Genomic DNA, 24,680 nt, shown 5'->3' with positions numbered 1-24,680 from the left:
TTAGTTAAGGATTTTTAACAGGTTAAAGAAAACTCTTACACAACCTAGGTAAAATGCTAACAACTAACAAACTAGTAAAAACAAGAATAGCGTATCCTAATAACAGCCATCTAACTAACCAAAAATCGGTCAGAAAAGGTATTGATTTTATTGAAGTTTTTATGCGGTGTTTTTTTAGTCAAAAATCACTACTCAAAATCATTCCCACACAATCACGTCAACGCAGGTTAACTCAAACCTTGACAAAACTTTACAATTTTTTAACAAAAAAAGTAGCGCATTATTAATCAAGAGGTTATAATTTGATCGCTTACAAAGCAATGGAATGCTCATTAGTTGGGCAGCTGGTTATAAAAAACGAAATAAAAAAATTTTAATTGACAGGGTGATCGAAATGAGTTACCAGATATGGTATCTGGCCTGCCAAACCTGCGCCTTAAATCTTTTTCAGTTTTGCTGTAGTCAAAATCAGATACAGTTCTTATTTTTATCACCGAAGTCATTTCGCTTAGCGAAATCGGCAACTTTACCGGCAGGGTTATCGCCAAGGTCAAGGTGCTTACCTTTTCTATCTAAATTACCAAACTTATTTAGATTAATTGGATTCTCATTGTTCTTCGTGGCATTGTTGCTGTCATATACACAGAGTTCTGTGGCATGTTCACAGGCATTAACGGCGTGTACTTCAAGGACAATAGAGGATAGTGCCCCGTATTTAACGTTTGATGGTGGCCAAACAAGGGCCACATCAACGGATAGTTTGTTGTCTATCAAATTGCAGGATGGTCAAGTTATCACGCCGTCTACTAATACATCAAGTGTATCAAATCCAATAAGATTACCTTATGTAGGGAATACTCTAAGTCATATAGACATGATAGTCCCATCATCGGTTAGTTCAGTGAGTATAAGTGATTTGGTCACTAGGTATAATTATTGGGGTGATGATGATGGTGATGGTCAGGGTACAAATGGAGTTACCGCATCGGGGAATATATCGGTATCATTTACGGATAATAATGGTAATACAGTAAGTCGTAGTGATGCATTAGATAAATGTAAGGCTCCTTATAAGGTAACCTTAAGAAGTACAGGGGGATATTTACAAACACGGTACGGAGTTCCTAATAGGACTGATTTTAGCGGTCAGACGGTGACATATTATATCAATCCGTATGACAGTAGTTCTGTTGTTTGTTACTTTGTGAGTCACGCAAGGCCGATTACTTCTTATGGCTCAGGCGATTCCGCCGGTCCAGCTAACATATGGGATTTTCATAATGGTTTTTTAACTCAGTCAAATGATTATTCATCTTACGACCGAAATTTTCCTACAACGGGTGCTGATGGGTTGTATTTTGAGTTAGAGATGCCTGCAGGAGTGGATGGAAGTCGGTTTACGTGGTCTCCTGTTACTCGTGGTGGAATAACAGCTACAGTCAACTGGACGTCAAGTGGGACGAAGGTAACATTAAGCGGTCCTAAGGCTAATAGTACTCAGATAAATTCAAGTAATCCTAGTCCGCTTACTCCGTTGCCATCTTTGCCACAGACCTTTGAGTTGGTGGGTAGGGATAGTAATGGTAATGAGGTGAAGTATGGATTTGTGTTAAAGCAGTGGTTCGTCAATCGGGTTAATAAACAGGATACACAGTCTAACCAAATATCTTGGTGTAGCAGTTTGGGTTATCGTTTGGCACGGGTAAGTGATTTAACTAACGCGAAGTGTGGTATATCTTCTTCATTCCCTTGTGTAAATGGTATAGATAGCGGCACGCCTAGTTCATCTGTTAATCGTTACATGCGTTACATAGGTGCTGGTTTTTTCGCGGAGTGGGGCTGCATGTCCCGCTACGCTGATACGGGCTTCGTCGGCGCCTATTGGACAAGCGACAACCGGTTCACTGCCAACTCGTACTACGGCAACGTTGACAGCTACAGTGTCAGCCGTCGCCATTACGCTGTTTGCATCGCACCTTAGCTTTTATATCTTATTCCTTAATTCTTAGGCCGCGGGGGCGGTATATGGTGCCTGAGAGGATAATCTAACAAAGAATAAAGCCCCTGCGTAAGTTGGGGCATTTTCCATTAGGGTTGCGCTGTTGCGGCGAAGCCACCATCGCGCCGCCCCCGCCAACGCTGAAAGCGTGGCCGGCAATTCTAGTGATTACGCTGTAGCCGGTTTAAATTTGTGGTCTATTTATAGTACAGCAAGGTTTCGGACGTTTTGACCTTGGGTGGACAAAATAGCTATCGTGACCACGTCCGAGCAAAGGGAATTAAAGCGAATTCCCTTTGCAATCCTACGCTTGGCTACAGAATGTGGCCTACGGCTACCCGACGCCGGCGCTCGGTCTTAACGCACCGGCTATTATCCGTTCCAGACGGAGAATAGCCTCGCCAAACATCCCTGTTTGGCGTGCTAACCTCGCTCTGTTGTCGGCACATTCTGATGCCGGAATAAGACAAACAACATAGCTTTAGGTAGTTTTTGTGTAAAAAACAATGCAATTACATCCAAAAAGTATCTATGTAATATATTTATTTTATTGAAATTTTACTTTTTGTATTAGCAAAAAAACACCACCCAAAGCCATTTTCCAAAACAAGACAACAAAAGCTCAATCTTACCTATTTAATAAAACTTTACAAAATTTCAACAAAAAAAGTAGCGTATTACTAATCAACAGGTTACGATTCAAGCCCCTTTTAAGCAAATAAATGCTCGTTAATTGAGTAAATGGTTTTTAAAAATTAAATAAAAACATTAAGTTAATTGACATGGTGATCGAAATGTGTTATTATGAGTATCATAGTTGGTCTGGTCTGGTCTGGTCTGGTCTGTCAAACCTACGCCCTAAATTTTTTTCATTTTCAGTGTAGTCGAAATCAGACTCATTTCTTATTTTTATCATCAAAATTTTTGAAGTTCTCTAGGTTGTCTAAATTACCTAAATTCGCGTTGCTTTTTGTGTCGTTGTTGTTATTGTCGTATTCGCAAGATTCGCAGGCATTAGCAGCGTATACATCAAAGGTAATTGAGGGTAATGCGCCGTATTTAACGTTTGATGGAGGTCGTACAAAGACAGTAGATACAGATAGTTTATTGTTTATCACATTGTCTGATGGTACAACTGTTACACCATCAACTAATACATCAAGTGTAGCAAATCCGATAAGGTTACCTAATGCAGGGAATCGCTTAGGTGATATAGGTATGTTAATCCCATCATCAGCTAATTCAGTGAGTTTAAATGATTTAGTAAATACATATCATTATTGGGGTGACGATGATGGAGATGGACAGGGTGTAAATGGCGTTACAGCATTGGGAAGTATATCGGTATCATTTACGGATAAAGATGGTAGCGCCGTTAGTCGTAGTGATGGATTAAGTATATGTAGTGCGCCTTATAGGGTAAGGTTAGAAAGTTCTGGTGGAACTTTAACAACACAGTATGGGGTGCCAAGGAGTAGTAATTTCAGTGGCGCGACGGTAGATTATTATATTAATCCGAACTCACCGCAGCCAGTTATTTGTTCAGTCAGGCCGAATCTAAAATTTGGTACAGACGACTACGCAGGTCCATCTAATATATGGAATCCTACTAAGGGCTTTTTAGTTCAGTCAACGAGTTCATCATCTTACGACCGAAATTTTCCTACAACGGGCGCTGATGGGTTGTATTTTGATTTGCTCATAGATGGAGTTGATGCAAGTCAGTTGAGTTGGTCAGTTATCACGAGTGGTGATATAACGGCAACAGTGAGTTGGACAAGGCCACGTTCTGGTACATTCACATCCCCAAGAGGAAAGACCATACAAGCTGATGAATGGATTATAGATAAATCCAGTTATGTAACACGGATAACATTAAGAGGTCCTAGTGCAGATAGCACTCAAATGCAGTCAGCTGATCCTAGTCCGCTTATAAAGCCATCTTTGCCGCAGACATTTGAATTGGTGGGAAGGGATAGTCGTGGTAATAAGGTGAGCTATGGATTTGTGTTGAGGCAGTGGTTTGTCAATCGGGGTAGTGAATTCAAAAAATCTTCAACTCATAAAACATGGTGTAAGCGGTTGGGGTATAGCATGCCAAAGGCAAGGGATTTAAGCAATTCGGTACGTGGTGTCAGCCGGTACAAGCGCTACATAGGAGCAGGGCTTTTCACGGAGTGGGGCTACATGAAAGGTTACTCTGATGCGGGCTTCGTCGGCTCATTCTACTTTGCGGACGGTTACTCAACTGTCGACTCGAGCACCGGCATCATCGGTAAAGACGATAGCAACATGATAAACATAAGGCGCAGCGGCTATGGTATTTGCACCGCACCTTAGCTTTTGTTTCTTAATCCTGGGCCACGGGGGCGGTTATGGTGCAGATAGAGGACAATCTAACAAAGAATAACGTCCCCGCGTAAGTTGGGGCATTTTCCCTTAGGGTTGCGCTGTTGGAGCGAAGCCACAATCGCAGCTCCCTCCACCGCCAACGCTAAAAGCGCGGCTGGCAATCCTAGTGATTATGCTGTGGTGGTTTAAATTTGTAGTCTATTTATAGTAAGGCAAGGTTTCGGACGTTTTGACCTTTAGTGAACAAAATAGCTACAGTGACCACGTCCGAGCAAAGGGAATTAAAGCGAATTCCCTTTGCAATCCCACGCTTTGGCTACAGAATGTGGCCTGCGGCTGCCCGACGCCGGCGCTCGGTCTTAACGCACCGTTTGTGGTATTACTGGTATCATCCTGATACTCGCCTCTTCAAGGCCATCTTCGCTATGCTCAGATGTTCAAATTTGTTCCAGACAAATTTGTCAGACGCAGCACAAACTCGCCAAACATCCTTGTTTGGCGTGCTAACCTCGCTCTGTTGTCGGCACATTCTGACGCCGGAATAAGACAAATAACATAATCTTAGGTGTTTTGGGTGAATTTTTTTGTTAAAAAGCAATGTAATTACATCTAAAAAGTGGTCAGGAAAGGTATTGATTTTATTGAAGTTTTTTATTTTGCTGTTTTTAAGCTAAATCAATCACTTACACAACCTAAGTAAAGGTTGGCATACAACAAATCAACAAAATCACGAATAGAGCGTTTTAATAACATTCATTTAATCACCAAAAAATTGTTCAGAAAAGATATTGATTTTATTAGATTTTTAATTTAACAATCTTTACCCAAAACAAAAAAAAGGCTGCAAAGCAGCCTCTTTCCAGTAAAATAATACCACCAATACTATTTAATTACATAAAAGTTCACATCACGAGTATTTCTGAGAGCATCAACAAATTGCCTCAATTCTTTTCTATAAGTTTTCTCAGGATCGTTTTCTTCTGTACATTTGTCTTCTGCACCATAGCTTTTAGCCATTGCATCATTTGATGCCAAATTGTCGTATGGTTTTGTAAAATCACTACCTTTTAATGTCATAAGATGATTCCAATCATTTAACAGACCTTCCATATATTGGCGACCGGCTTCGCATTTTATGTTATTTAAGTCAATCTTAGGAATAACATATTGGCTTATCTCGCTGAACTTTTTAGGGTTGTAAGGGAAGCTAATGTCTTCTTGTTCATCTTCTTTTAAGAATTCAATAAAGTCGCTTTCACGATATAATTTTCTAAAACGTTGTTGATAAGATTGGTTTTTCTTTAATCTTAGGTCTTGAGTTATTTCTTTTGGGAAAGGCTGATCATAAGAATAATCCCAATGATATTGGCTGTATTCAATAAATACATCATTGATTAATTTTGCTGGCATCTCTATTTCTTGCTCTTTACCATCAATAATGGCTGGGATGTTATTTATTTCTCTGTTTTCTCTTAAGATCTTTTCGTATTGTTCATCATTCATCTCAGAGGTTGAATAGATGACTGTGTATAAGTAATAGTTACTTTGTGTTGGGTTAATAAGACCTAATTCGCCAAATTGAGCCGGTTTTACGACAAAATTGAAGTCGTCATTATTATACGATAAGGTATGTTTGCCATATTCAAATGTATAATTAACACCTGATTTGGCTGGAATCGTTAATTCTTTACCGTCAATAGTGACTTTTATTTCGTTAGCAGTAGGATTGTCAATCCAACGTTGGATACTAGATTGGCTAGCCCCAAAACAACCCACAAGAGTTAAGCTTAAAGTTAATAATAAACAATATGTTATTTTCTTCATCATAATAATTTGTTATAAGTGTTGATTGAAATATGATGCTATCATATTATGGATAAAATTGTAGTAATTTTAGTTTTTTTTATGTAAATTTTTATTAAGACTATAACCAGTAAAATTAGCGAGAATTTATGAAATTAATCGTCAATAATATGAGTTGTCAACATTGTGTTAAAGCAATTACAAAAGCGATCAATGATATCGATCCAAAGGCAAAGGTGACTGTTGATTTAACTAAACGCGAGGTCGATATTGAAAATAGTTCTATTTCGCAAGAATCTGCCATCACTGCTGTTAATGAGGCTGGTTATGAGTTTGTTGGGATTGCGTACTGACTACCTCTATATTTAATGGCACTAGGTTCTTTTGGGGCATCTTTGTTGATGCTACCTTGTTGAAATTTCACTTCAAAACAGAAATAACAAAACTTTGATGAAGGTATCGGCATATTTTGGGGAATGCTAGAATGCTTTTATCTGTTTATTAATAAGCTATTGTTAGAAGGATATAACTATGAAAGGTAAAATATTGAGTGTTACTGTGGCTATTATGGCTTGGTTTTGTGCGGTGTTTTTTGTTAATGCTTATCAGATTGAGTGCCCACAAAATATCAAGGTTAAAGAAGAAGTTGAAAACATGCCTGATGGGTGGGAGGTTTCTGACGATATAAATAGTTTGACTGTATCGTTTAGCAGCATGATTGTTTATTACGATAATCCTTCTAGAATGGGGGCTTTAAAACCAGCAAAAGGAACGGTTGATGGTAAGAAACATGAGTTAATATGGGAAGTTAATCACTATACGGACGCTGAACCTTATTATGTTGTTTGCTCTTATAATGTAAGAAGAATTGAGTTAATAAAAAAAATTGATTTATCAATGAAAAGTTGTTGGGCTGACTATTCTAAAAATGAACAAGGAAAAAAAGGGACACTTACCTGTAGCACAAGTGAAGCAAAGAATCTGCATTAGTTAACGTATGGGATTGGTTGTTATATACAATAGTTGACAACTTAAATCCCATTTAGTTTGTTTATTGTGCGATTACCACCAACGGTAAAAATGGTGTGTTGGTCCAATTCCTTTCCCTATATTTAAATCGTTAGCATGACTAATTGCGCCGTGTAGATAATTTTTGGCTTGGGCTATCGTGTCTGGTAAGCTGTTTTTAGGTAATAATGCGGCAATCGCTGCGGATAATGTGCAGCCTGTACCGTGGGTGTTTTTTGTTTGAATGCGTGGGGCGGTTATTTTAACTGTGTTATTTTGAGTGATTAAATAATCAGGGCTTTCATTGCTGGGCAAATGTCCTCCTTTCATTAATACCGCTTTACAGCCTAACTTGAGTAATTCATGCCCTTGCTTTTGCATATCATCTTCGTTTTTTGCTTCGTCACAATCAAGTAGTGCGGCGGCTTCTGGTAGATTGGGAGTGATGATGGTTGCTAGGGGGAGTAAAAGTTCGCGAATGGCTGTGATGGCGTCAGGTTTTAGTAGCGAATGTCCCCCTTTGGCGACCATGACGGTGTCTAAGACGATGATCGGGATTGGATTGGTTTTTAGCAGGTGGTGGACGGTTGTGACAATCTCTTTATTCATGAGCATTCCCATTTTTACGCTATCAATTTGAATATCTTGATAAAGCGTATTAAATTGGGCTTCAATAAATTCGGGCGAGATCGCTAATACCGCATCAACCCCTTGTGTGCTTTGTGCCGTTAGAGCCGTGATGACCGACATGCCATAGGCGCCGAGTGCAGAAAAGGTTTTTAGATCGGCTTGAATACCTGCGCCACCGCTAGGATCAGATCCTGCAATGGTTAATGCAATTGTTGTCATGATACTATTTCCTATTTAGCTTGCTTGATTTTGTTAATAAGCGATAACGTTGCTTGTTGAATATCTTTTTTGCCACAAATAGCCGAAACCACCGCAACACCGTCAATGCCTGTTTGGATAACATTAGTTACATTATTTTCATCAATGCCACCAATGGCAACAGCAGGGCGCTGCTTTAGTTCTACTAATTTGGTTAACTGTTCGGTTCCCAGTGCTGCCGTTGCATCTTTTTTTGTTGTTGTTGGAAAGATAGGGCCAATACCAAGATAATCAATTAGTTGCCAAGGAGTGGTATCAAGTTGTTGGCGATTAGATATCGAAAGCCCTAACCATTTATCTTTGCCGATGAGTTGGCGAGTGACATCGGCAGGTAAATCACTTTGTCCAATATGTACGCCATCGGCATTAACTGCTAAAGCAATATCCACATGATCATTTATAAATAGTGGGACAGGTGTATCACTTAGCGTTTCTTTCAATGCTAATGCTGCTTGATACCAATCTTTACCTGCCAGTTCTTTTTCTGATCTTAACTGTATAGCGGTTACGCCGTTTTTGACAGCAATTTTTGTTGTATTGACCATACCACTAATACCACCACAGAGTAGTGGATCGAGCACTAAATAAAGGGTTAAATCCAATTGTTTTTTCATCTTCTATCCTTATTCAAGTGATGGATTAAATAGTGAGAGTTGATCTAATAGAGATACTGCAAAGGTGCCTAATCCTTGCTGTTTATTAGCAAGTTCTGAGGCTTTTTTCATCATAAAACATGCTGAGGCGGTAGCAGATAAAATGTCAGGTGAATTGGCTATAAAAGCTGCTACCATGGCGGATAATGAACATCCTGTTCCCGTCACTTTAGTTAAAGCAATATCGCCCCCAGTTATGCTATATACGTTGTTACCGTTAGTGACATAGTCGATATCACCTGTCATTGCAACGATTGTTTGATATTTTTGCGCAAGCTCTTTGGCGGCGTTTAAAGCTGATTGGGGTGAGTCTTGACCGTCAGGTCCTTTTGCCAATGAGTTTTGACCGTTTAGCGCTAATATTTCTGAGGCATTACCACGAATTACCGTTGGTTTTAACGACAATAATTGATATGCAAATTCAGTACGATAATTAAGCGCAGGTCCTACAGCGACAGGATCGAGTACCCATGGGGTTTGTGTTTGCTGAGCTTTAGCTGCTGCTAATAACATACTTGTGGCTATGCTGCTGTGAATGGTGCCAATATTAATCAGTAAACTATCGGCAATGGTAACAAATTCAGCAACTTCTTGCTCTGCAATAACCATTGCCGGTGATGCGCCAATAGCAAGTAGTATATTAGCGGTAAAATTTTGGACTACATCATTAGTTATGCAATGCACTAGTGGGCGTTGTTGTTTAACGTGGTGGATAAAAGCGGTTGCTTGGTTGGTTGGAAATAATTTGACTGCTGGCATATTTATTTCTTCCTTATTATCTTTGCATGTTGGGAAGAATTTGCCAATTTTGTGACTTGATGGCTTAGACTTCCCTACGCTGGCATAATCCAGATCAGGTTCAACGGGTAAAATCTCAGTTTTTTGTTGAAACAAAAAACACCCCGAGTCAAAATTTATTTGTTTATTATGAACTGACTATCTATTTTTAACAAGTTATTGTAATAATTTTTCAATGTCCGTAATTGCCTTTCTATCTGGTAAGAAGATGATAAGGTGATCGTTTTCTTCAATAGTTAGATCGGTATTGACAATAATGACATCCTCACCACGGACTACAGCCCCAATGGTTACACCTGAAGGTATTTTTAAGCTGTTAATGTTTTTGCCGACGAGTCTCGATGTTTCACTATTACCATTGGCAACAATTTCGACAATCTCGGATTCACCTTGTCTTAATGAAACGACTTTAACAACGCCTGTTTGTCTTACATGGCTTAGTAGCTCTGAAATTGTGGCATGTTGTGGTGAAATTGCAATATCAATCACACTATCATTAATCAGTTCAAGGTAGGCTTGGCGTTGAATCAATACAATTACTTTTTTAGCCCCCATCCTTTTGGCTAGCATGGATGACATGATATTGGACTCATCATCACTGGTGACAGCAATAAACAGATCAGTAAGTTCAACTTGTTCTTGTGAGAGCAATTCCTGATCCGATGATTCACCGTGCAGAACTGTGGTATTAGTAAGTTGTTCAGCAATTAATTCGGCACGTTCGGCATTGCGTTCGATTAATTTGACTTGATAGTCGTTTTCTAAACGCTTTGCTAAAGTGACAGCCACGCCACCACCACCACTAATGATGATTCGTTTATAGGGCTTTTCTAGGCGTTGTAACTCACTAGTCACCGCTTTGATATTAACTGGTGGGGTAATGAAATAAACCATATCACCGGCTTCAATTAGGGTTGATGCTAGTGGACGTATAAAGCGATTTTTGCGATAAATTGCGACAACTCGTGCTTCAACATGGGGTAAATGCTCTTTAAGCCCAGAAAGTTCACTACCAACTAAAGCACCACCATAATAGGCAGTAACTGCCACCAAACAGACGCGATTGTCATAAAAAGAGGCAAATTGTAGTGAACCTGGATATTGTACTAATTGACTAATATGATTAGTGATAAGGTTTTCTGGGGCAATAATATGATCGATGTTTATACAATTTTTATTGAAGCAGGAGTGATTTTCATCATTGTATTCAGGTTCTCTGATACGTGCTACTTTTTGTGGAATGTGAAACATCACATGCCCAATCTGGCAGGCTATCATGTTGATTTCGTCAGAGTTAGTAACGGCAACAAGCATATCGGCTGATTCAGCGCCTGCGTCTTTTAGGACTTGTGGATAAGATGATTTTCCACAAATCACTTGTAAATCAAAACGTTCTTGTAGTGATTGCAATTTATCATGGTTTTCATCAACCACTGTGACATCGTTTTGTTTTTCGGTAACGAGATATTCAGCAAGCGCACTACCTGTTTGTCCTGCACCGAGAATAATAATTTTCATAACTAACCCGTATATTTACATGGCTTTAATTATTGCCAATTTACTTAATTTATTAAAGCCATTGCATACTGTTTTATTTTTAGTAATAATCCGCTATTGATTTGGTAACTATACAAAACCGATTGCATCATAGACCTTTTTCAATGTTGGTTCGGCCTTTGAGCGTGCTTTTTCGGCACCTTCTTGCATGATTGAAAATAAGTAACTTTCGTCATCACGATATTCATGATATTTGGTTTGCAAGGTGGTTAACATATCAATCACTTGAGTTGCTACTTCGGTTTTTAAATGACCATACATTTTACCTTCAAACTCTTTTTCAAGTTCGGCAATTGGTTTACCTGTGACACCTGTCAAAATATCAAGCAGGTTTGAAACACCAGCTTTATTTTTTATGTCGTAACGTACCACTGGTGGTTCGTCAGAATCGGTCATTGCTCGTTTGATTTTCTTTTCGATCTCTTTAGGGTTTTCAAGTAAGCCGATGACGTTATTGCGATTCTCGTCTGATTTTGACATTTTTTTAGTCGGCTCTTGTAGTGACATAACGCGGGCGCCCACTTTGGCAATAAATGGTTCAGGAACAGTAAATATATCGCCATAAAGTGCATTAAAGCGCATAGCAATATCACGCGATAATTCAAGATGTTGTTTTTGATCGTCGCCCACAGGTACTAAGTTGGCTTGATAAAGCAAAATATCGGCAGCCATCAGCACTGGGTAATCAAATAAACCGGCATTGATGTTTTCAGAATGACGAGACGATTTATCTTTAAATTGAGTCATACGACTGAGTTCGCCAAAATAGGTGTAACAATTTAATGCCCAGCCTAATTCGGCATGTGCTGGGACGTGTGATTGTACAAAAATAGTGCTCTTTTGGGGATCAATACCACAAGCTAAATAAAGCGCTAGTGTATCTAACGTGGCTTTGCGTAATTTGTTGGGATCTTGGCGTACAGTGATCGCATGTTGATTGACGATACAATAAACGCAATCATATTCACCTTGCAGAGCCACCCAATTTTTTAACGCACCTAAATAGTTGCCAAGTGTTAATTCTCCTGAAGGCTGAGCGCCACTAAATACAATCGGTTTACTCATAATTTGTTCCTAATTTATGCTAATTATTTTTTTGCATCAGCTTTTGGCTGAGGTAATAATGTTAATATCTCTTTAAAATCATCCAATAAAAAATCAGGATTGCTAGTAGCAATCGAAACGCCATAGTTATAGCCATAGCTTAAGGCAACGGTTGGGCAATTGGCATTTTGTGCTGCAGTAATATCGTTTTTAGAATCACCAACAAATAAGAGCTGATCGCTAAACAATCCAAAGGTTGCCATAACTTGATATAAAGGTGCTGGGTGTGGCTTTAATTTAATGACATCACCCCCACCAAGCACTAATGAAAAGTACTCTTTTATACCTAAAGAAGTCAGCAAGGCCGGCAAAAATTGTGCTGGCTTATTGGTAACTAATGCCAGTGGGTATTGGTTGTCGTGCAGTGTTTTTAAGGTTGCTTTGACGTGAGGGAATAACTTGGTTTCGGCATCCATTACTTTATTATAATGTTGATTGAAAAGGGTTTTCGCTTTCGAAAAAAGTTCGCCAGAAGGTGTGGTGCCAATTGCATTAAATACCCGTTCTAACATGATATCAATACCATTACCTACAAAGTTTTTGATCTGTTCGTTGCTGATTGTCGGTAGGGTTAAGTCGGCCAACATTTTTTGTGCCGCTAGTGCAAGCCCCGGTACGCTATCAACGAGGGTACCGTCTAAATCAAAGGCGATTGCTTGAATGTCATTTAGTTTATGCATGTGTCACTCCTGCTAACTCTTTACGCATTGCATCGATAACCGCTTTATAATTCGGTTGGTTAAATATGGCAGATCCAGCAACAAACATGTCTGCGCCGGCTTTGGCTATTTCTGCAATATTTTCGACTTTTACTCCGCCATCAACTTCTAAACGAATATCACGTCCAGATTCCATAATACGCTGTTTTACTTGTTGTATTTTTTTGATTGTAGAAGATATAAATGATTGTCCACCAAAACCAGGATTAACGCTCATGAGTAAAATGATGTCAATTTTTTCCATGATATAATCTAGACAATCAAGTGGCGTGGCAGGGTTAAGTACAATACCGGCAGTGCAGCCGTGATCTTTAATTAACTGTAATGACCGATCCAAATGAACAGTAGCTTCTGGGTGGATTGATATGTTGGTTGCGCCTGCTTTGGCAAATGCAGTGATGAGTTCTTCAACCGGTGATACCATTAAATGAACGTCAATAGGCGCGGAAATACCGTAGTCTCGCAGTGCTTTACAAAACATGGCTCCCATTGTTAGGTTTGGTACAAAATGGTTATCCATGACATCAAAATGGATAACATCCGCCCCTGCATCAAGCACTTTTTGAGTGTCTTCACCAAGACGAGCAAAATTGGCTGATAATATTGATGGCGCAATAATGTATTTTTTCATAACCTACCTCTAATAACTTTCATTATAGTTAAGCCTGTTTATGGCTTTTTATATAATGCTAAAATCTCATCGATTTTTTTGCGACCTTCACCTGCGCAACTAATTGAGCGTCGCATTTCTGCTCGATATAACTGGCTTGCTTTGCTGTAAAGAGTCATTGTGTAATCAGTATAATGATTAGACACTAGCACTGGTATATTTTTTTTATATGCCATGGTTTCGGCTAATTTTGATAAGTTTTTATGCTCTTCAAATCCAAATATATTTGAATAGTAAGCTGTAAAACCCGCTGATTCATTTGGGGATATATAGGGCGGATCACAATAAATTACTGAATTTTTTTTTGCCTGCTTCATTACTTCGTAATAAGGTGCACAAACAAACTGGGCTCTTTGTGCTTTTTCTGCAAAAAAGTAGAGTTCTTTTTCAGGAAAATAAATGGTTTTATAACGTCCAAATGGTACATTAAATAGCCCGCTATTGTTATAACGACATAGGCCGTTATAACAATGTCGATTTAAATAGACAAATAAAAGTGATCTAAAATATTGGTCTTGACTACCATTAAATACATCACGCAGCTGGTAAAATGCATCAGGTTGATTATTTTGAGCAACAAATAGCAATTTCAGATCACGGATAAATTGATCGGGACTTGATTTTAATAATTTAAATAATGAAATTAAGTCATGATTGATATCCGCTAAAATATAACTTTTGTAGTTGGTATTTAAAAATACGGAACCAGCACCGACAAAAGGTTCAATCAGTTGATCGCCTTCTGGTAGATACCGTTTAATTGTGTCTACAAGCTCATATTTTCCTCCAGCCCATTTTAAAAAGGCTCGTCGCTTCTTCAACGGATACTCCTGTTTGTTTTTGCTCGGATAAATAAACGATATCCTTGATTATTTTGCTGCTTTTTCTTTATTAATCGTTGCACCAGATTTAACCCATGGTTTGTCTTTTTGTAGTGCACTTGGTAAAGACTTGATTGCTTTATGTGCCTCATCTACTGATGAATAGTTGCCTTTAATTAAAATATACCATTTTTCATTATTACGTTTAGTTTCATAAACTTGGTAATTAGTTATCTTATGTTGGTTAACAAATTTTTTTACCCCATCAGCTGATTTAGATGCAGTAAGCTGTATGCTATAACTGTTATCTCTTAGCTTTAAATTATTTGTCGTAATTACATTTTTATCAGTTTGATGATGAGATGTTTTTCTATTAATATTGCTTTTATTTTCTCTAGTTTTGGCTGGATTTGCTTTAATATTATTCGAATTGGCAACACCATTTGTATTGGATGGTGGTATAACCGGATTTGTGGGTGCCTCTGGTCTATCTTTTGGATTGCCATTTGAGTTTAAATTATTGTTTGCATCATTAGGTATTTCGGAGCTTTGCTTGTTACCTTGTGTGTTTAGCTCAGCATTTTGTTCTGAGCTGGTTTGTTCCGTATTCATGGACATGTCATCTTGCCCATTTGTAACAGGATCATTTGGTACTTGCGATTCTTCAACACCATTAATCTCTGGTGGCGTTAATGGTGTTGGTTCAGTTTTGTTTGAAGAGCGAAACAAAATTAAACTAAACAATAATAGAATAATAACAACTGCCAGACCAAGAAGAATTCGCTTTTTCTTAAAACAGTCTTGTAGCAATTTTGGTAATTTTGATGAGAGTATAGTGCCTTTATTAGGTTGTTCAGATATATAACGATCTTCTCTATCTACACGCATTTCTACTCCTTAACCTATTAGTAGGTTTATTGCCTTGCTATAACTTACCATCATAAGTGAAAATGATGGTTTAAATTTGCTCTATTTGATCAATGATATAACCAGCAACACCTTTGGCACTTTGTTCATCAGTTTTAATTGTAATATCGGCAATTTCTTCGTAAAGTGGTTCGCGTTTATCGGCTAGCTCTTCATAAAGTTCACGTGGGGTATTACTACCTTGTAATAATGGGCGACGTTTATCTTTTTGTGTTCTTGCCATTTGCTTTTCAATCGTTGTTTCAAGGTAGACAACAATTCCACGAGCGGATAATCGATTGCGTGTTTCTTTAGATAAGACAGAACCTCCACCCGTTGCAAGAACAACGCCTTGTTTTTCTGTCAATTCATTAATGACTTTTTCTTCTCTGGCACGGAATCCTTCTTCCCCTTCTAGATCAAAAATCCATGCGATATCAGCGCCAGTACGTTTTTCAATCTCTTGATCCGAGTCAAAAAAATCCATGCCTAACTGTTGTGCAATTTGTCGGCCTATTGTGCTTTTTCCTGCCCCCATTGGGCCAATTAGAAAGATATTTCGCTTTTCTGCCATTGTAGTTTCATCATCTATTAATTTTGGTTAAAATATACAACACAATATCAATTCGCTATAACTTTATAGTGTCATTCGCGTTATCACTGTGTAACTTTTCTTGGATCTCCGTCTAACGACAAAAATTTAGGTCGGTAATTATCTCAATAGATAGCACCTTTTGGCAATAGGTATTTATCAATAGTTTTAGCTAATACCCGCTTGATGCAAATCATGGATGTTTAACGCGCCTACTAATTCACCTTCGCTATTAACAACGGGAGCAGCGGTAATGTTATGATCATTAAATGATTTTAGTGCTTCAACCGCTTTCCAATTTTCAGGGATGCGATGCCCTGGGCTGGTCATAACGTCCATAATGCTATCTTGTAATGTACCATTTTTTAATAATAATCGACGTAAATCACCATCGGTAAATACACCAATTATTTTATTGTTATCTTGGCAAATTGCAACTAAACCTACACCTGTTCGACTTAATTCTAGCATGGCATCTAATACAGTTGCAGTTTGTGATATTTTAGGAATTCGATCGCCGGTTCGCATTACATCTCTCACATGATTAAGTAATTTGGCTCCTAAGCTACCAGCAGGGTGAGAGCGTGCAAAATCTTCCTCTTTAAAGCCCCGTGCGCGCATGACAGCGATCGCAAGAGCATCACCCATTAATAATGTGTTGGTTGAACTTGACGTTGGCGCAAGTCCCATTGGGCAAGCTTCCTTTTCAATTGAAATATCAAGAATGGCTTGAGCTGATTTAGCCAGTGGCGAATCTAATCCTCCTGTAATAGCAATAACGGGTACATTCATTTCGGCAAGAATAGGTAAAATTAAATTAAATTCCTTGGCTCGTCCTGAATAAGAAATTAAAACGGCTACATCGTTTGGTGTAACCATCCCTAAATCGCCATGTAAGGCCTCCGATGGATGCATAAAAAAAGCTGGACTACCTGTACTTGCTAATGAAGCGGCAATTTTTTTACCTATATGCCCAGACTTTCCAATACCTGAAACAACCACTTTACCGTTGGTGCTTAAAATAAGCTGACATGCGTTAACAAAATCGTTACCTAGCCGATCTGGTAATTTTTGCGCTTCGTGTATCTCTAATTCAAGAAGCTCTCGACCATATTGTAATAATTTATTCATTTCAATTAGCCTATCGAATGAAAATAAGTGTTCAGTGAATTTATAACCGTTAACAAAGGAAAAACGATGATAAAAGCTCAATTGCTACCAGTTTAACAATTAACGGTTGAATATTCAAAAAAGTGTGTGTTTTTTTAACAATATCTACCTATTATCTTTTAATAATCTAAAATCCTAAAGCGACTTTTATTCCCAAAGTTATTAAAATGATACCCAGTAATTTATCAATGATAAATTGAATTTTAAAATAACGGCGTTGTACGCTTTGTGTTTGAAAAATCAACACAACAAAAGGCCACCAAAAAATAGCCTCAATCCAAATAATCAAGGCAACGATGAGCTTATCGAATGTTGATGATTCTGCATTAAGTACTTGAGTAAAGGTAGCTAAAAAAAATAACGTTGCTTTAGGATTAAGTAAATTACATAAAAAACCTTGCATAAAGGCTGATTTTTCTGAAATTGATTGTTTGGTCTGTTGTTTACCTATATAGGTCGTATTTGGTTTTGAGGCAATTAGTGCCTTTATACCAAGCCATATTAGGTAAGCAGCACCCGCATAACGTAAAGCATTATAAAGTAGTGGTGTGGTGGTGATAAGCACTGCAATGCCTGCAACACAATAGCTCATATGAACTAAGATGGCTGTGATGACACCTAAACAGGTGAGTAAAGCCACTTTACGGTTATAACTCAAGCTGTTTTTTAACACCAAAAAGAAATCAGGTCCAGGCGATATCATACCTAAAAAACTAATCGTAGAGACTAAAATTAATGTTTCAACCGTCATTTTATAGCCTATTTGAATTGTTGTGCTGAATTATTGATCGTTGCAATGTTGGATTTATTTTGTTCAATAAATTGTTTTTTATCAAAATTAGGCTCGGTTAAATAGTCTGTCAAAAATTTGGCGTTACTTTCAACTTGTGCACCGTTTAAAATTAAACGTGGCAAATCTATTTGATAAATGGTTTGATCAGGCGTTTTTTGTAGATCTTGTGTACGTGCATTTGTTAATAAATAAAGTTTGCGCTCTTTTTTTGAAAGGCGATTGATTGTTGGTGTGCCAGAACCCATCATTAAGTGATCGGGAAAAATGTAAAATACCGTGTTTTCCAATAATCCTTTATCTTTTAATTGTTGGATAAAAAGCCCTAAGTTATGATCTAACGAAGCTGCAACAAACGACATATTATCCGTCTTTGGTGAAATAACCGATCGCATTCTTTCATCATCAAAACCATTTGGTGCATGAGTTGAAACAGTCGAAACAAACAAAGCAAAGGGTTTGTTTGCTTGGCGCATTTTGCTAATTTGTTTTTGCGCAACATCAAAAATATCTTTGTCATACAACCCAAAAGGTGCTGGTGGATATTGCCCAACATAGTTTTTTTCGGAAATAACTTGCATACCAAACAGCTCAGCAGTATGACCAATGCCAGCAAAATCAGGGCTGGCCATTACATAACGGGTTTGATACCCAGCCTGTTTAAGCACATCCCCCAAACTGACTAAGTTCGTTTTATCTGCACGCATTAATGGCGATGTAGTGTAGCCGCCAATTAAAAAAGGCATACCAGTCATATAAGTATACATCGATGCGGTAGTCCAAGTGCTGCCTGGGCTCATTGGCATATTAGCAAAAAAGGTATAATCTTGACGCAGTTGTCGCAAATTTGGCGTAATGTCTTCAACATCAAAGAAGCCTTGTTCAAATGATTCTAAAGATAGCACAATAATATTTTTACCATGATGACTAATAAGTTGATTTTTATTGATATAGTTAGTCATGTTGAGTGATTGTAACGCTTGATCAAATGGTTTACGAGGTGCGCTAGTTACCTGATAGATTTCGTATAAACGGCTGAATGGGCCATTGTGATAACTAATTGATACAATTGCTACAACGGCTAATAACAAACGAACAATTAAAGGGCATTTGCGTTTGCACCAATTTGCTAGTTTTGATAGCAAAAAGATAAGGGTAAAAAAGACGACAATAACCAAAGCAGCTTGTAATTTAAAAATAAATAGCCCTTCAATGATGTCATTAACGTTTAAATTTACATAAAACTGATAATCAATAAAGCCACCACTAAAGTAGATAGAAGTGAGCTCCATTACGATAAAGACCGTGAATAACGTTATACTTAAAAATTGCCACTTTTTTTGTTTAAAAAACGAGGCAAAAACAATTGTGATAATAAAAAGTGGTAAAACAATCAGTGTCGATAATGGCATAAAATGTGTTGCTCAATTTATTCAAGAATCAATTTTGCTTAAGTATATACTTAATGCGCAAAAAAATAAAAATATCGGCTAATTCAATATCACAAAATACCAATAATAAATAGTGTTACCAAAGGTAAAAATGATAATTGTTACTATTTGATGTTGATAATTGATGTTATTCGCAATAAGATATCCCCCATTCCATTTATTAGAATGTCAGGGGTTACTATGCCGTGTTTTATACGGAAAATCATCGCCTTTTTATCTTTATTTTGCTTTTCTTTTTGTTATGCCGATATTACATTACCGACACCACAAACTAAAGATGGCATGGGTTTGTTTGAAAGTTTGAAAAAACGATCTTCAACGCCAGGCGGCGGTTTTCCTGCTGGTCAAGTTACTGATGATGAGCTTTCGACTGTGCTTTGGGCGGCAAGTGGTTTAAATCGAGGCAAAAACGGTTGGACTGTGCCAATGGCTAATGGTAATCCTCCTTACGTACGAATTTATGTTGCCGGTGAAAAGGGTACTTTTTTATATGAGTGGGAAGGACATTATTTAAAAGAAATTAATAATAAAGATATTCGTGCTGACATTGGTTTACAAAATTTTACTAAGCGAGCGGCTTATTCGTTGATTTTTGTGTCAGATGCGAGTGCATTTACGGATATCAATCCAGAACAAATTGCTAACTTTAGTTACACAGCTGTTGGCGCAATGAGTCAAAATGCCTATCTAGCTGCGACAGCGTTGAAATTAAGCGCCCGTTATATTCATTCCATTAAATCAGACGTCATAATCCAAGAACTAGAGTTACCTGAAGGCAGTAAACCACTTGGTATGCTTTTATTAGGAAAATAAGAGGTAATAACGGGAATGAAAAGATTTATTACACTTGCTTTGCTCCTTATTGCAAGCTTAATGGCCTTTGTACCATCGTCTTATGCGGTAGAAAAAAAATATGAAAGTTGGAATGCCATTATTAGTGAAATGGATGTCATTTTAAATGACGCTTATGATATCTATTTTATGAAAGACGTTGAGCGTGCCAAAGCTCGTGTTAATAATGCTTATTTTGGCTTTTATGAAAAGCACGGGGTAGAGCGTGCTGTTATGTCTTATATTTCGGGTAAGCGTGGCACTGATACTGAATATCAATTTGCTAAAATTAAGCGGTTGATGAGTGATGGTGCGCCAAATAAAGCTGTTCGTGTTGAGATAGATACAATTTTAAAAATGTTGCATGAAGACGCTAACGAATTGGATGGCAAAAAAGAGAGTGGTTGGGGCGTTTTTTTTGCTTCATTTATTATTATTTTCCGAGAAGGTTTAGAAGCGATTTTAGTCATTGCAGCAATTTCAGCTTATCTTGTTCGTTCTGGGAATATGCCAATGGTGAAAGTAGTTTATATGAGTTCACTTGTTGCTGTTTTTGCCAGTGTACTTGCTGCGATAGCACTTCGCTCTGCAATTACAATCAGTGGTGCTAATCAAGAAATTATTGAAGGTTCGGCAATGTTACTTGCAACAGTGGTGTTGTTTTTTATTAGTAACTGGATGTTTTCTAAAGCCGAAGCTGAAGCATGGAAGAGTTATGTCCAAGGTAAAGTGCAAACAGCAATTTCATCAGGAAGTCGTTTTGCATTAGGTTTTGCCGCCTTTTTAGCCGTCTTTCGAGAAGGTGCTGAAACGATCTTATTTTATCAAGCCATGCTAGTTGATGCTCAAGATCATATGGATAAGGTTTGGTATGGATTAGCGGTTGGAACGATTGTGCTGGCAGTGATTTTTATGGTGATTCGTTTTGGCTCAATGAAATTGCCTATTAAACCATTCTTTATTGGTACTAGTATATTAATGTATGTTATGGCAATTGCTTTTGCTGGTGGTGGAGTGAAAGAGTTGCAAGAGGCTGATATTATTTCGGTTACTCCTGTTGATTTTGTTCATTCTGTTGAGATTTTAGGTATTTATCCAACACTAGAGACATTAATTCCACAAGTAATTATGGTGTTTATTGTGGCGTTTGCAGTTATATATTACACATTTAAGCGTAGTCATAAAAATTATAAGCGTTAATAATATAATCCATTTAAAAGAATGGCTTGGAGTGTGAACGGACTCACCACCAATAAATATAGAGACAAGCCTTTAGGAATATTCGTTAAAAAGTCGTTAAAAAGAAAGTGAAGGAGTTTTCAATGAAAAAATTAGTATTATCGGCGGGTATTGCTTCAATACTTGCGTTATCTTCATTTGCTCACGCAGCAGCGCCAGCGCCAGGTGAACAAAAAGGTTTTGAAGAGTTCCCAATTGGTGATGAAGTTACTGTTGGTCCATTACATATTGGCGCAGTTTACTTCCAACCTGTTGATATGGAACCGGCTGGAATGGGTGGGTTGCCAGCTTCAAAATCAGATATGCATATTGAAGCTGATATCTCTGCTGCAGAAGGTAACAAATTAGGTTATGGCGTTGGTGATTTTGTCCCTTATTTGACCGTTAAGTATAAAATACAAAAAGAAGGTAGCGATAAAGCGATCGAAGGTAACTTTATGCCAATGAACGCATCGGATGGCCCTCACTATGGTAATAATATTAAACTTGATGGTGCAGGTAAATATAAAGTCACGTTTACGATTGAAAATCCTGAAAAACAAGGTTATTTATTACACGTTGATAAAGAAACAGGGGTAGAAGGTCGCTTCTGGACTAAACCGATTGAAGTTTCTTGGGACTTTGATTATATTCCACGTGCATGGTAATTGTGTTTTAAACACTAAATATAATTATATTTAATAATTAATAGTCAGTTATTGGTGAGCATTATGCTCACCAATAAAATTTGTAATCACTAGGCAATGAATATGCTTCAATATCTTATCAATATTACCGATAATACTTTCGTTCCGGCCATGATGATGGCGCTACTTAGTGCAGTAGTTGTGAAATCGACACCTAATCATAGTAAAAAAATTATTTTATTCGGTTTTATAGTGGGATTTGTTGCTGCATTAGTTTATGCCGTTTTAAAACGCAACACGGGTTTTGCTGTTCGTGAATTTTATGATCTCGGAGTAATTATACCTTGGGTTATTATTGCTATACCAGTTGTAATAGGTATTTTTTTACAAAAACTTACTGATAATTGCATTGGACGCATTGGCAATGCTGTATTGATACTACTATTTGTAGTAGGTATTGGTTCGATCAGTGCACAATATTTACCTAATTTAATGCTTTACCCGTTTGAATTTGCAGTTGGTATGGATTCTATCTTTAATCATGACTACTTATTTAAGTGGATAGGTTATGGGTTTGCTCTGTTGGTTATTTTGTTAACGGGGTTGTTTGTTTATCGTGCTTGTGATCGATTGTCGACTAAATTTGTTTTTACCATTACTGCATTTTCAATTATTATTTTTGCTATTCAAAATAGCATTAATATTTTACAAATTTTAATTGTTAGACGTTTTATTTCAGCACAGCCTTGGATGATGAAGTTGGTTATTTTCATCCTTGGACATGTTAACTTTTTTATCTTTATTTTTATGGCTATTGTGCTTTGTTTAGCCATTGCTTTATACATCAAGTCTAAAACAACCTCGTTAGTGGGTAGTAATCCAGCTCAAATTCGTAAACTAAAAGCGCAATTGCACAGCAATAGAAGAAGTGCCTTAATGATTATGGCTGGTACGGCAATCACTGCTTATACTGTAACGCGTGCGCGTTATATTTTTGATAAAGGGGTAGAGCTTACACCAGCAGAGCCAGTGACCCCTAATACCCATGGCTTAATTGTTATTCCCCTTGATCAGGTGAACGATGGTAATTTACATCGTTATGGTTATAAAACAACGGATGGTACTTTAGTCCGCTTTATTATTATCAAAAAAAGCGAAAATGCTTATGGTGTTGGATTTGATGCTTGTGATATTTGTGGTGCAAGTGGTTACTACCAACGCGGTAATCAAGTGGTATGTAGTTTGTGTGATGTAGTCATGAATATTGCAACGATTGGATTTTCGGGGGGGTGTAACCCTGTCCCACTTAAATACGAAATTATTGACGGCAATATGGTGATTCGTCCTGCGAATCTTGAAGCAGAAAAAAGTCGTTTCAAATAAAGCGTATTAAAAGGAATAGGTTATGTTTCGCAGAATGTTATTTAGTGTATTAGTTCACCAAAAAAAGAAACTCTTTCTTATTGCCTTAACGGTTGCTTTGGGTGTTTCGCTTGCCACAGCCATGTTAAATGTGATGTTTGACGTAGGGGATAAAGTGAACCAAGAGTTAAAAGCCTATGGCGCTAATCTCAATATCGTTCCTCGTGGTAGTTCTGTAATTAGTGAAATGTATCAACTTGATAACAATGATAAAGGGCAAGCTGTACAGTATATTAAGCAAGATGAACTTGTTAAAATTAAGATGATATTTTGGGCCTATAACATCGTTGATTTTGCGCCTTTTCTAACAACTCAAGCGACCTTTAATGATAAGCCAATTACGGTGGTGGGTACTTGGTTTAATAAACATCTTAACATACCAACCGGTGATCAGGTTGATACGGGCATGTTAGCCATGAAATCGTGGTGGACAATTGACGGTAAGCCAATGACCGATGACAATTTGCAAGGTGTGATGGTAGGTGAAACTATTGCGAAACAGTGGAATTTAAAGCTAGGTGATACGATAGATATTATCTCAATGCAAAACAACAAAAAGCTTACTCTGACAGTGAATAATATTTTTCATAGCGGGGGTGTAGAAGATGCTCAAATTTATGTATCGTTACCAGTTGCACAAGATCTTGCTAATAAAAAAGGGCTGGTTGAGCGTGTTGAGGTGAGTGCATTAACCACCCCCGAAAACGAATTAGCGCGCAAAGCGGCGCAAGATCCGAATAGCTTATCTAGAACCGAGTGGGACACATGGTATTGTACCGCTTATATTAGTTCAATAGCTTATCAAATTGAAGAATTAATGCCTGATGTTAGAGTCAAAGCTATTATGCAAGTGGCTGAATCTGAAGGTGCAATATTACAAAAAACACAATTATTAATGTTATTGCTGACTATCTTATCGTTGATTTGTTCGGCATTGGCGATTTCAAATTTGGTGACAGCTAATGTTATTGAGCGTAGTACCGAAATTGGCTTATTAAAAGCGCTTGGCGCAACCAATACAGCGGTTGCGATGTTAATATTAACTGAGATCTTAATTATTGCCTTACTTGGTGGTTTTTTTGGTTACTTTATTGGGCTTGGCTTTGCGCAAATCATTGGTCATACCGTATTCGGATCATTTGTTCAGCCTAAAATGATCATTGTGCCTTTAGTCCTAATTATGGTTAGCTTGATCACCTTGTTAGGTAGCTTACCGGCATTGCGTATTATGATGTTTTTACGCCCAACAAATGTGCTGCATGGTCGATAAGGTGAAAGGTC

The 24,680-nt window shown here is 37.8% G+C and carries 23 protein-coding genes and 1 riboswitch; of the genes, 9 read left to right on the top strand and 14 right to left on the bottom strand.

The window, feature by feature from the left end; translation table 11 throughout:
* The first annotated feature begins 394 nt into the window (after positions 1-394).
* Together ACYH9I_RS05835 and ACYH9I_RS05830 are read left to right on the top strand one after the other, a co-directional pair.
* On the top strand, positions 395-1,981 hold the full coding sequence (locus ACYH9I_RS05835) for a hypothetical protein (protein WP_483559595.1): 1,587 nt from the start codon (positions 395-397) through the stop codon (positions 1,979-1,981).
* 822 nt (positions 1,982-2,803) lie between these two features.
* A complete protein-coding gene (locus ACYH9I_RS05830; protein ID WP_483559594.1) occupies positions 2,804-4,339 on the top strand; it encodes a hypothetical protein in 1,536 nt (511 codons plus the stop codon).
* An 894-nt stretch (positions 4,340-5,233) separates the two neighbouring features.
* Here the strand turns inward: ACYH9I_RS05830 and ACYH9I_RS05825 are convergent.
* Positions 5,234-6,178 carry a hypothetical protein gene (locus tag ACYH9I_RS05825; protein ID WP_483559592.1) on the bottom strand — a complete coding sequence of 315 codons (945 nt, stop codon included), beginning with the start codon at positions 6,176-6,178 and terminating at the stop codon, positions 5,234-5,236.
* A 125-nt stretch (positions 6,179-6,303) separates the two neighbouring features.
* On the opposite strand from ACYH9I_RS05825, the gene ACYH9I_RS05820 reads away from it, so the two are divergent.
* Positions 6,304-6,507, top strand: coding sequence for a heavy-metal-associated domain-containing protein (locus ACYH9I_RS05820; protein ID WP_483559590.1), 204 nt, complete (start codon positions 6,304-6,306; stop codon positions 6,505-6,507).
* Positions 6,508-6,685: 178 nt separating this feature from the next.
* On the top strand, positions 6,686-7,144 hold the full coding sequence (locus ACYH9I_RS05815; RefSeq protein WP_483559589.1) for an STY0301 family protein: 459 nt from the start codon (positions 6,686-6,688) through the stop codon (positions 7,142-7,144).
* A gap of 72 nt (positions 7,145-7,216) precedes the next feature.
* Here the strand turns inward: ACYH9I_RS05815 and thiD are convergent, their stop codons facing one another.
* The 13 genes from thiD to ACYH9I_RS05750 all read right to left on the bottom strand — a co-directional run bounded on the left by thiD (position 7,217) and on the right by ACYH9I_RS05750 (position 19,242).
* Entirely contained in the window at positions 7,217-8,011 is a 795-nt protein-coding gene (gene thiD / locus ACYH9I_RS05810; protein WP_483559588.1) for a bifunctional hydroxymethylpyrimidine kinase/phosphomethylpyrimidine kinase, read from the bottom strand.
* Positions 8,012-8,022: 11 nt separating this feature from the next.
* Positions 8,023-8,664, bottom strand: a complete 642-nt coding sequence (gene thiE / locus ACYH9I_RS05805) for a thiamine phosphate synthase (protein ID WP_483559586.1) — start codon at positions 8,662-8,664, stop codon at positions 8,023-8,025.
* 9 nt (positions 8,665-8,673) lie between these two features.
* The gene (thiM, locus tag ACYH9I_RS05800) at positions 8,674-9,462 is read right to left on the bottom strand and encodes a hydroxyethylthiazole kinase (RefSeq protein WP_483559584.1); all 789 of its coding nucleotides are present in this window, start codon (positions 9,460-9,462) and stop codon (positions 8,674-8,676) included.
* A gap of 54 nt (positions 9,463-9,516) precedes the next feature.
* Positions 9,517-9,618, bottom strand: a riboswitch (TPP riboswitch).
* Positions 9,619-9,657: 39 nt separating this feature from the next.
* Positions 9,658-11,019: a Trk system potassium transporter TrkA gene (trkA, locus tag ACYH9I_RS05795; RefSeq protein ID WP_483559583.1), complete on the bottom strand. Its 1,362-nt coding sequence runs from the start codon at positions 11,017-11,019 to the stop codon at positions 9,658-9,660.
* A 108-nt stretch (positions 11,020-11,127) separates the two neighbouring features.
* On the bottom strand, positions 11,128-12,123 hold the full coding sequence (gene trpS, locus ACYH9I_RS05790; RefSeq protein ID WP_483559581.1) for a tryptophan--tRNA ligase: 996 nt from the start codon (positions 12,121-12,123) through the stop codon (positions 11,128-11,130).
* A 23-nt stretch (positions 12,124-12,146) separates the two neighbouring features.
* Positions 12,147-12,842, bottom strand: coding sequence for a phosphoglycolate phosphatase (locus ACYH9I_RS05785; protein WP_483559579.1), 696 nt, complete (start codon positions 12,840-12,842; stop codon positions 12,147-12,149).
* Positions 12,835-13,512, bottom strand: coding sequence for a ribulose-phosphate 3-epimerase (gene rpe / locus ACYH9I_RS05780; RefSeq protein ID WP_483559577.1), 678 nt, complete (start codon positions 13,510-13,512; stop codon positions 12,835-12,837). The genes ACYH9I_RS05785 and rpe overlap by 8 nt, the downstream gene beginning before the upstream one ends.
* Positions 13,513-13,550: 38 nt before the next feature.
* The gene (locus ACYH9I_RS05775; protein ID WP_483559575.1) at positions 13,551-14,372 is read right to left on the bottom strand and encodes a Dam family site-specific DNA-(adenine-N6)-methyltransferase; all 822 of its coding nucleotides are present in this window, start codon (positions 14,370-14,372) and stop codon (positions 13,551-13,553) included.
* Positions 14,373-14,420: 48 nt separating this feature from the next.
* Positions 14,421-15,260 (bottom strand): SPOR domain-containing protein, encoded by an 840-nt coding sequence (locus tag ACYH9I_RS05770; protein WP_483559574.1) that lies wholly within the window; start codon positions 15,258-15,260, stop codon positions 14,421-14,423.
* Positions 15,261-15,330: 70 nt separating this feature from the next.
* Positions 15,331-15,852 (bottom strand): shikimate kinase AroK, encoded by a 522-nt coding sequence (gene aroK / locus ACYH9I_RS05765; protein WP_091346226.1) that lies wholly within the window; start codon positions 15,850-15,852, stop codon positions 15,331-15,333.
* 186 nt (positions 15,853-16,038) lie between these two features.
* Positions 16,039-17,001, bottom strand: coding sequence for an arabinose-5-phosphate isomerase GutQ (gene gutQ, locus ACYH9I_RS05760; RefSeq protein ID WP_483559572.1), 963 nt, complete (start codon positions 16,999-17,001; stop codon positions 16,039-16,041).
* Between the two features lie 166 nt (positions 17,002-17,167).
* Positions 17,168-17,791, bottom strand: a complete 624-nt coding sequence (locus ACYH9I_RS05755) for a LysE family translocator (protein ID WP_483559570.1) — start codon at positions 17,789-17,791, stop codon at positions 17,168-17,170.
* Positions 17,792-17,799: 8 nt separating this feature from the next.
* Positions 17,800-19,242 (bottom strand): LTA synthase family protein, encoded by a 1,443-nt coding sequence (locus ACYH9I_RS05750; RefSeq protein WP_483559569.1) that lies wholly within the window; start codon positions 19,240-19,242, stop codon positions 17,800-17,802.
* A 219-nt stretch (positions 19,243-19,461) separates the two neighbouring features.
* Between ACYH9I_RS05750 and ACYH9I_RS05745 the strand changes: the two genes are divergently transcribed.
* The 5 genes from ACYH9I_RS05745 (at position 19,462) to ACYH9I_RS05725 (ending at position 24,669) form a co-directional block, all read left to right on the top strand.
* A complete protein-coding gene (locus tag ACYH9I_RS05745; RefSeq protein WP_483559567.1) occupies positions 19,462-20,094 on the top strand; it encodes a nitroreductase family protein in 633 nt (210 codons plus the stop codon).
* 15 nt (positions 20,095-20,109) lie between these two features.
* Positions 20,110-21,312, top strand: a complete 1,203-nt coding sequence (locus ACYH9I_RS05740; protein ID WP_483559565.1) for an FTR1 family iron permease — start codon at positions 20,110-20,112, stop codon at positions 21,310-21,312.
* A gap of 122 nt (positions 21,313-21,434) precedes the next feature.
* Positions 21,435-21,998 carry an iron transporter gene (locus ACYH9I_RS05735; RefSeq protein ID WP_091346214.1) on the top strand — a complete coding sequence of 188 codons (564 nt, stop codon included), beginning with the start codon at positions 21,435-21,437 and terminating at the stop codon, positions 21,996-21,998.
* Positions 21,999-22,100: 102 nt separating this feature from the next.
* Complete coding sequence (locus ACYH9I_RS05730) at positions 22,101-23,360, top strand: Fe-S-containing protein (RefSeq protein WP_483559563.1); 1,260 nt, start codon at positions 22,101-22,103, stop codon at positions 23,358-23,360.
* A gap of 22 nt (positions 23,361-23,382) precedes the next feature.
* A complete protein-coding gene (locus ACYH9I_RS05725; protein WP_483559562.1) occupies positions 23,383-24,669 on the top strand; it encodes an ABC transporter permease in 1,287 nt (428 codons plus the stop codon).
* Positions 24,670-24,680 lie beyond the last annotated feature (11 nt).

The organism is Gilliamella sp. X-23 (assembly GCF_057063545.1).
The sequence above is the reverse complement of the archived record's forward strand: the minus strand, read 5'-3'. Positions and strand labels throughout refer to the sequence as shown.

Coding starts and splice junctions, on each gene's coding strand:
- ACYH9I_RS05730 (WP_483559563.1), top strand. CDS start 22,101: ATGCTTCAATATCTTATCAATATTACCGATAATACTTTCGTTCCGGCC.
- ACYH9I_RS05755 (WP_483559570.1), bottom strand. CDS start 17,791: ATGACGGTTGAAACATTAATTTTAGTCTCTACGATTAGTTTTTTAGGT.
- rpe (WP_483559577.1), bottom strand. CDS start 13,512: ATGAAAAAATACATTATTGCGCCATCAATATTATCAGCCAATTTTGCT.
- ACYH9I_RS05725 (WP_483559562.1), top strand. CDS start 23,383: ATGTTTCGCAGAATGTTATTTAGTGTATTAGTTCACCAAAAAAAGAAA.
- ACYH9I_RS05750 (WP_483559569.1), bottom strand. CDS start 19,242: ATGCCATTATCGACACTGATTGTTTTACCACTTTTTATTATCACAATT.
- thiD (WP_483559588.1), bottom strand. CDS start 8,011: ATGACAACAATTGCATTAACCATTGCAGGATCTGATCCTAGCGGTGGC.
- thiE (WP_483559586.1), bottom strand. CDS start 8,664: ATGAAAAAACAATTGGATTTAACCCTTTATTTAGTGCTCGATCCACTA.
- trpS (WP_483559581.1), bottom strand. CDS start 12,123: ATGAGTAAACCGATTGTATTTAGTGGCGCTCAGCCTTCAGGAGAATTA.
- ACYH9I_RS05820 (WP_483559590.1), top strand. CDS start 6,304: ATGAAATTAATCGTCAATAATATGAGTTGTCAACATTGTGTTAAAGCA.
- ACYH9I_RS05740 (WP_483559565.1), top strand. CDS start 20,110: ATGAAAAGATTTATTACACTTGCTTTGCTCCTTATTGCAAGCTTAATG.
- ACYH9I_RS05830 (WP_483559594.1), top strand. CDS start 2,804: ATGAGTATCATAGTTGGTCTGGTCTGGTCTGGTCTGGTCTGTCAAACC.
- ACYH9I_RS05825 (WP_483559592.1), bottom strand. CDS start 6,178: ATGATGAAGAAAATAACATATTGTTTATTATTAACTTTAAGCTTAACT.
- ACYH9I_RS05785 (WP_483559579.1), bottom strand. CDS start 12,842: ATGCATAAACTAAATGACATTCAAGCAATCGCCTTTGATTTAGACGGT.
- aroK (WP_091346226.1), bottom strand. CDS start 15,852: ATGGCAGAAAAGCGAAATATCTTTCTAATTGGCCCAATGGGGGCAGGA.
- ACYH9I_RS05815 (WP_483559589.1), top strand. CDS start 6,686: ATGAAAGGTAAAATATTGAGTGTTACTGTGGCTATTATGGCTTGGTTT.
- trkA (WP_483559583.1), bottom strand. CDS start 11,019: ATGAAAATTATTATTCTCGGTGCAGGACAAACAGGTAGTGCGCTTGCT.
- ACYH9I_RS05835 (WP_483559595.1), top strand. CDS start 395: ATGAGTTACCAGATATGGTATCTGGCCTGCCAAACCTGCGCCTTAAAT.
- thiM (WP_483559584.1), bottom strand. CDS start 9,462: ATGCCAGCAGTCAAATTATTTCCAACCAACCAAGCAACCGCTTTTATC.
- ACYH9I_RS05745 (WP_483559567.1), top strand. CDS start 19,462: ATGCCGTGTTTTATACGGAAAATCATCGCCTTTTTATCTTTATTTTGC.
- ACYH9I_RS05735 (WP_091346214.1), top strand. CDS start 21,435: ATGAAAAAATTAGTATTATCGGCGGGTATTGCTTCAATACTTGCGTTA.
- gutQ (WP_483559572.1), bottom strand. CDS start 17,001: ATGAATAAATTATTACAATATGGTCGAGAGCTTCTTGAATTAGAGATA.
- ACYH9I_RS05770 (WP_483559574.1), bottom strand. CDS start 15,260: ATGCGTGTAGATAGAGAAGATCGTTATATATCTGAACAACCTAATAAA.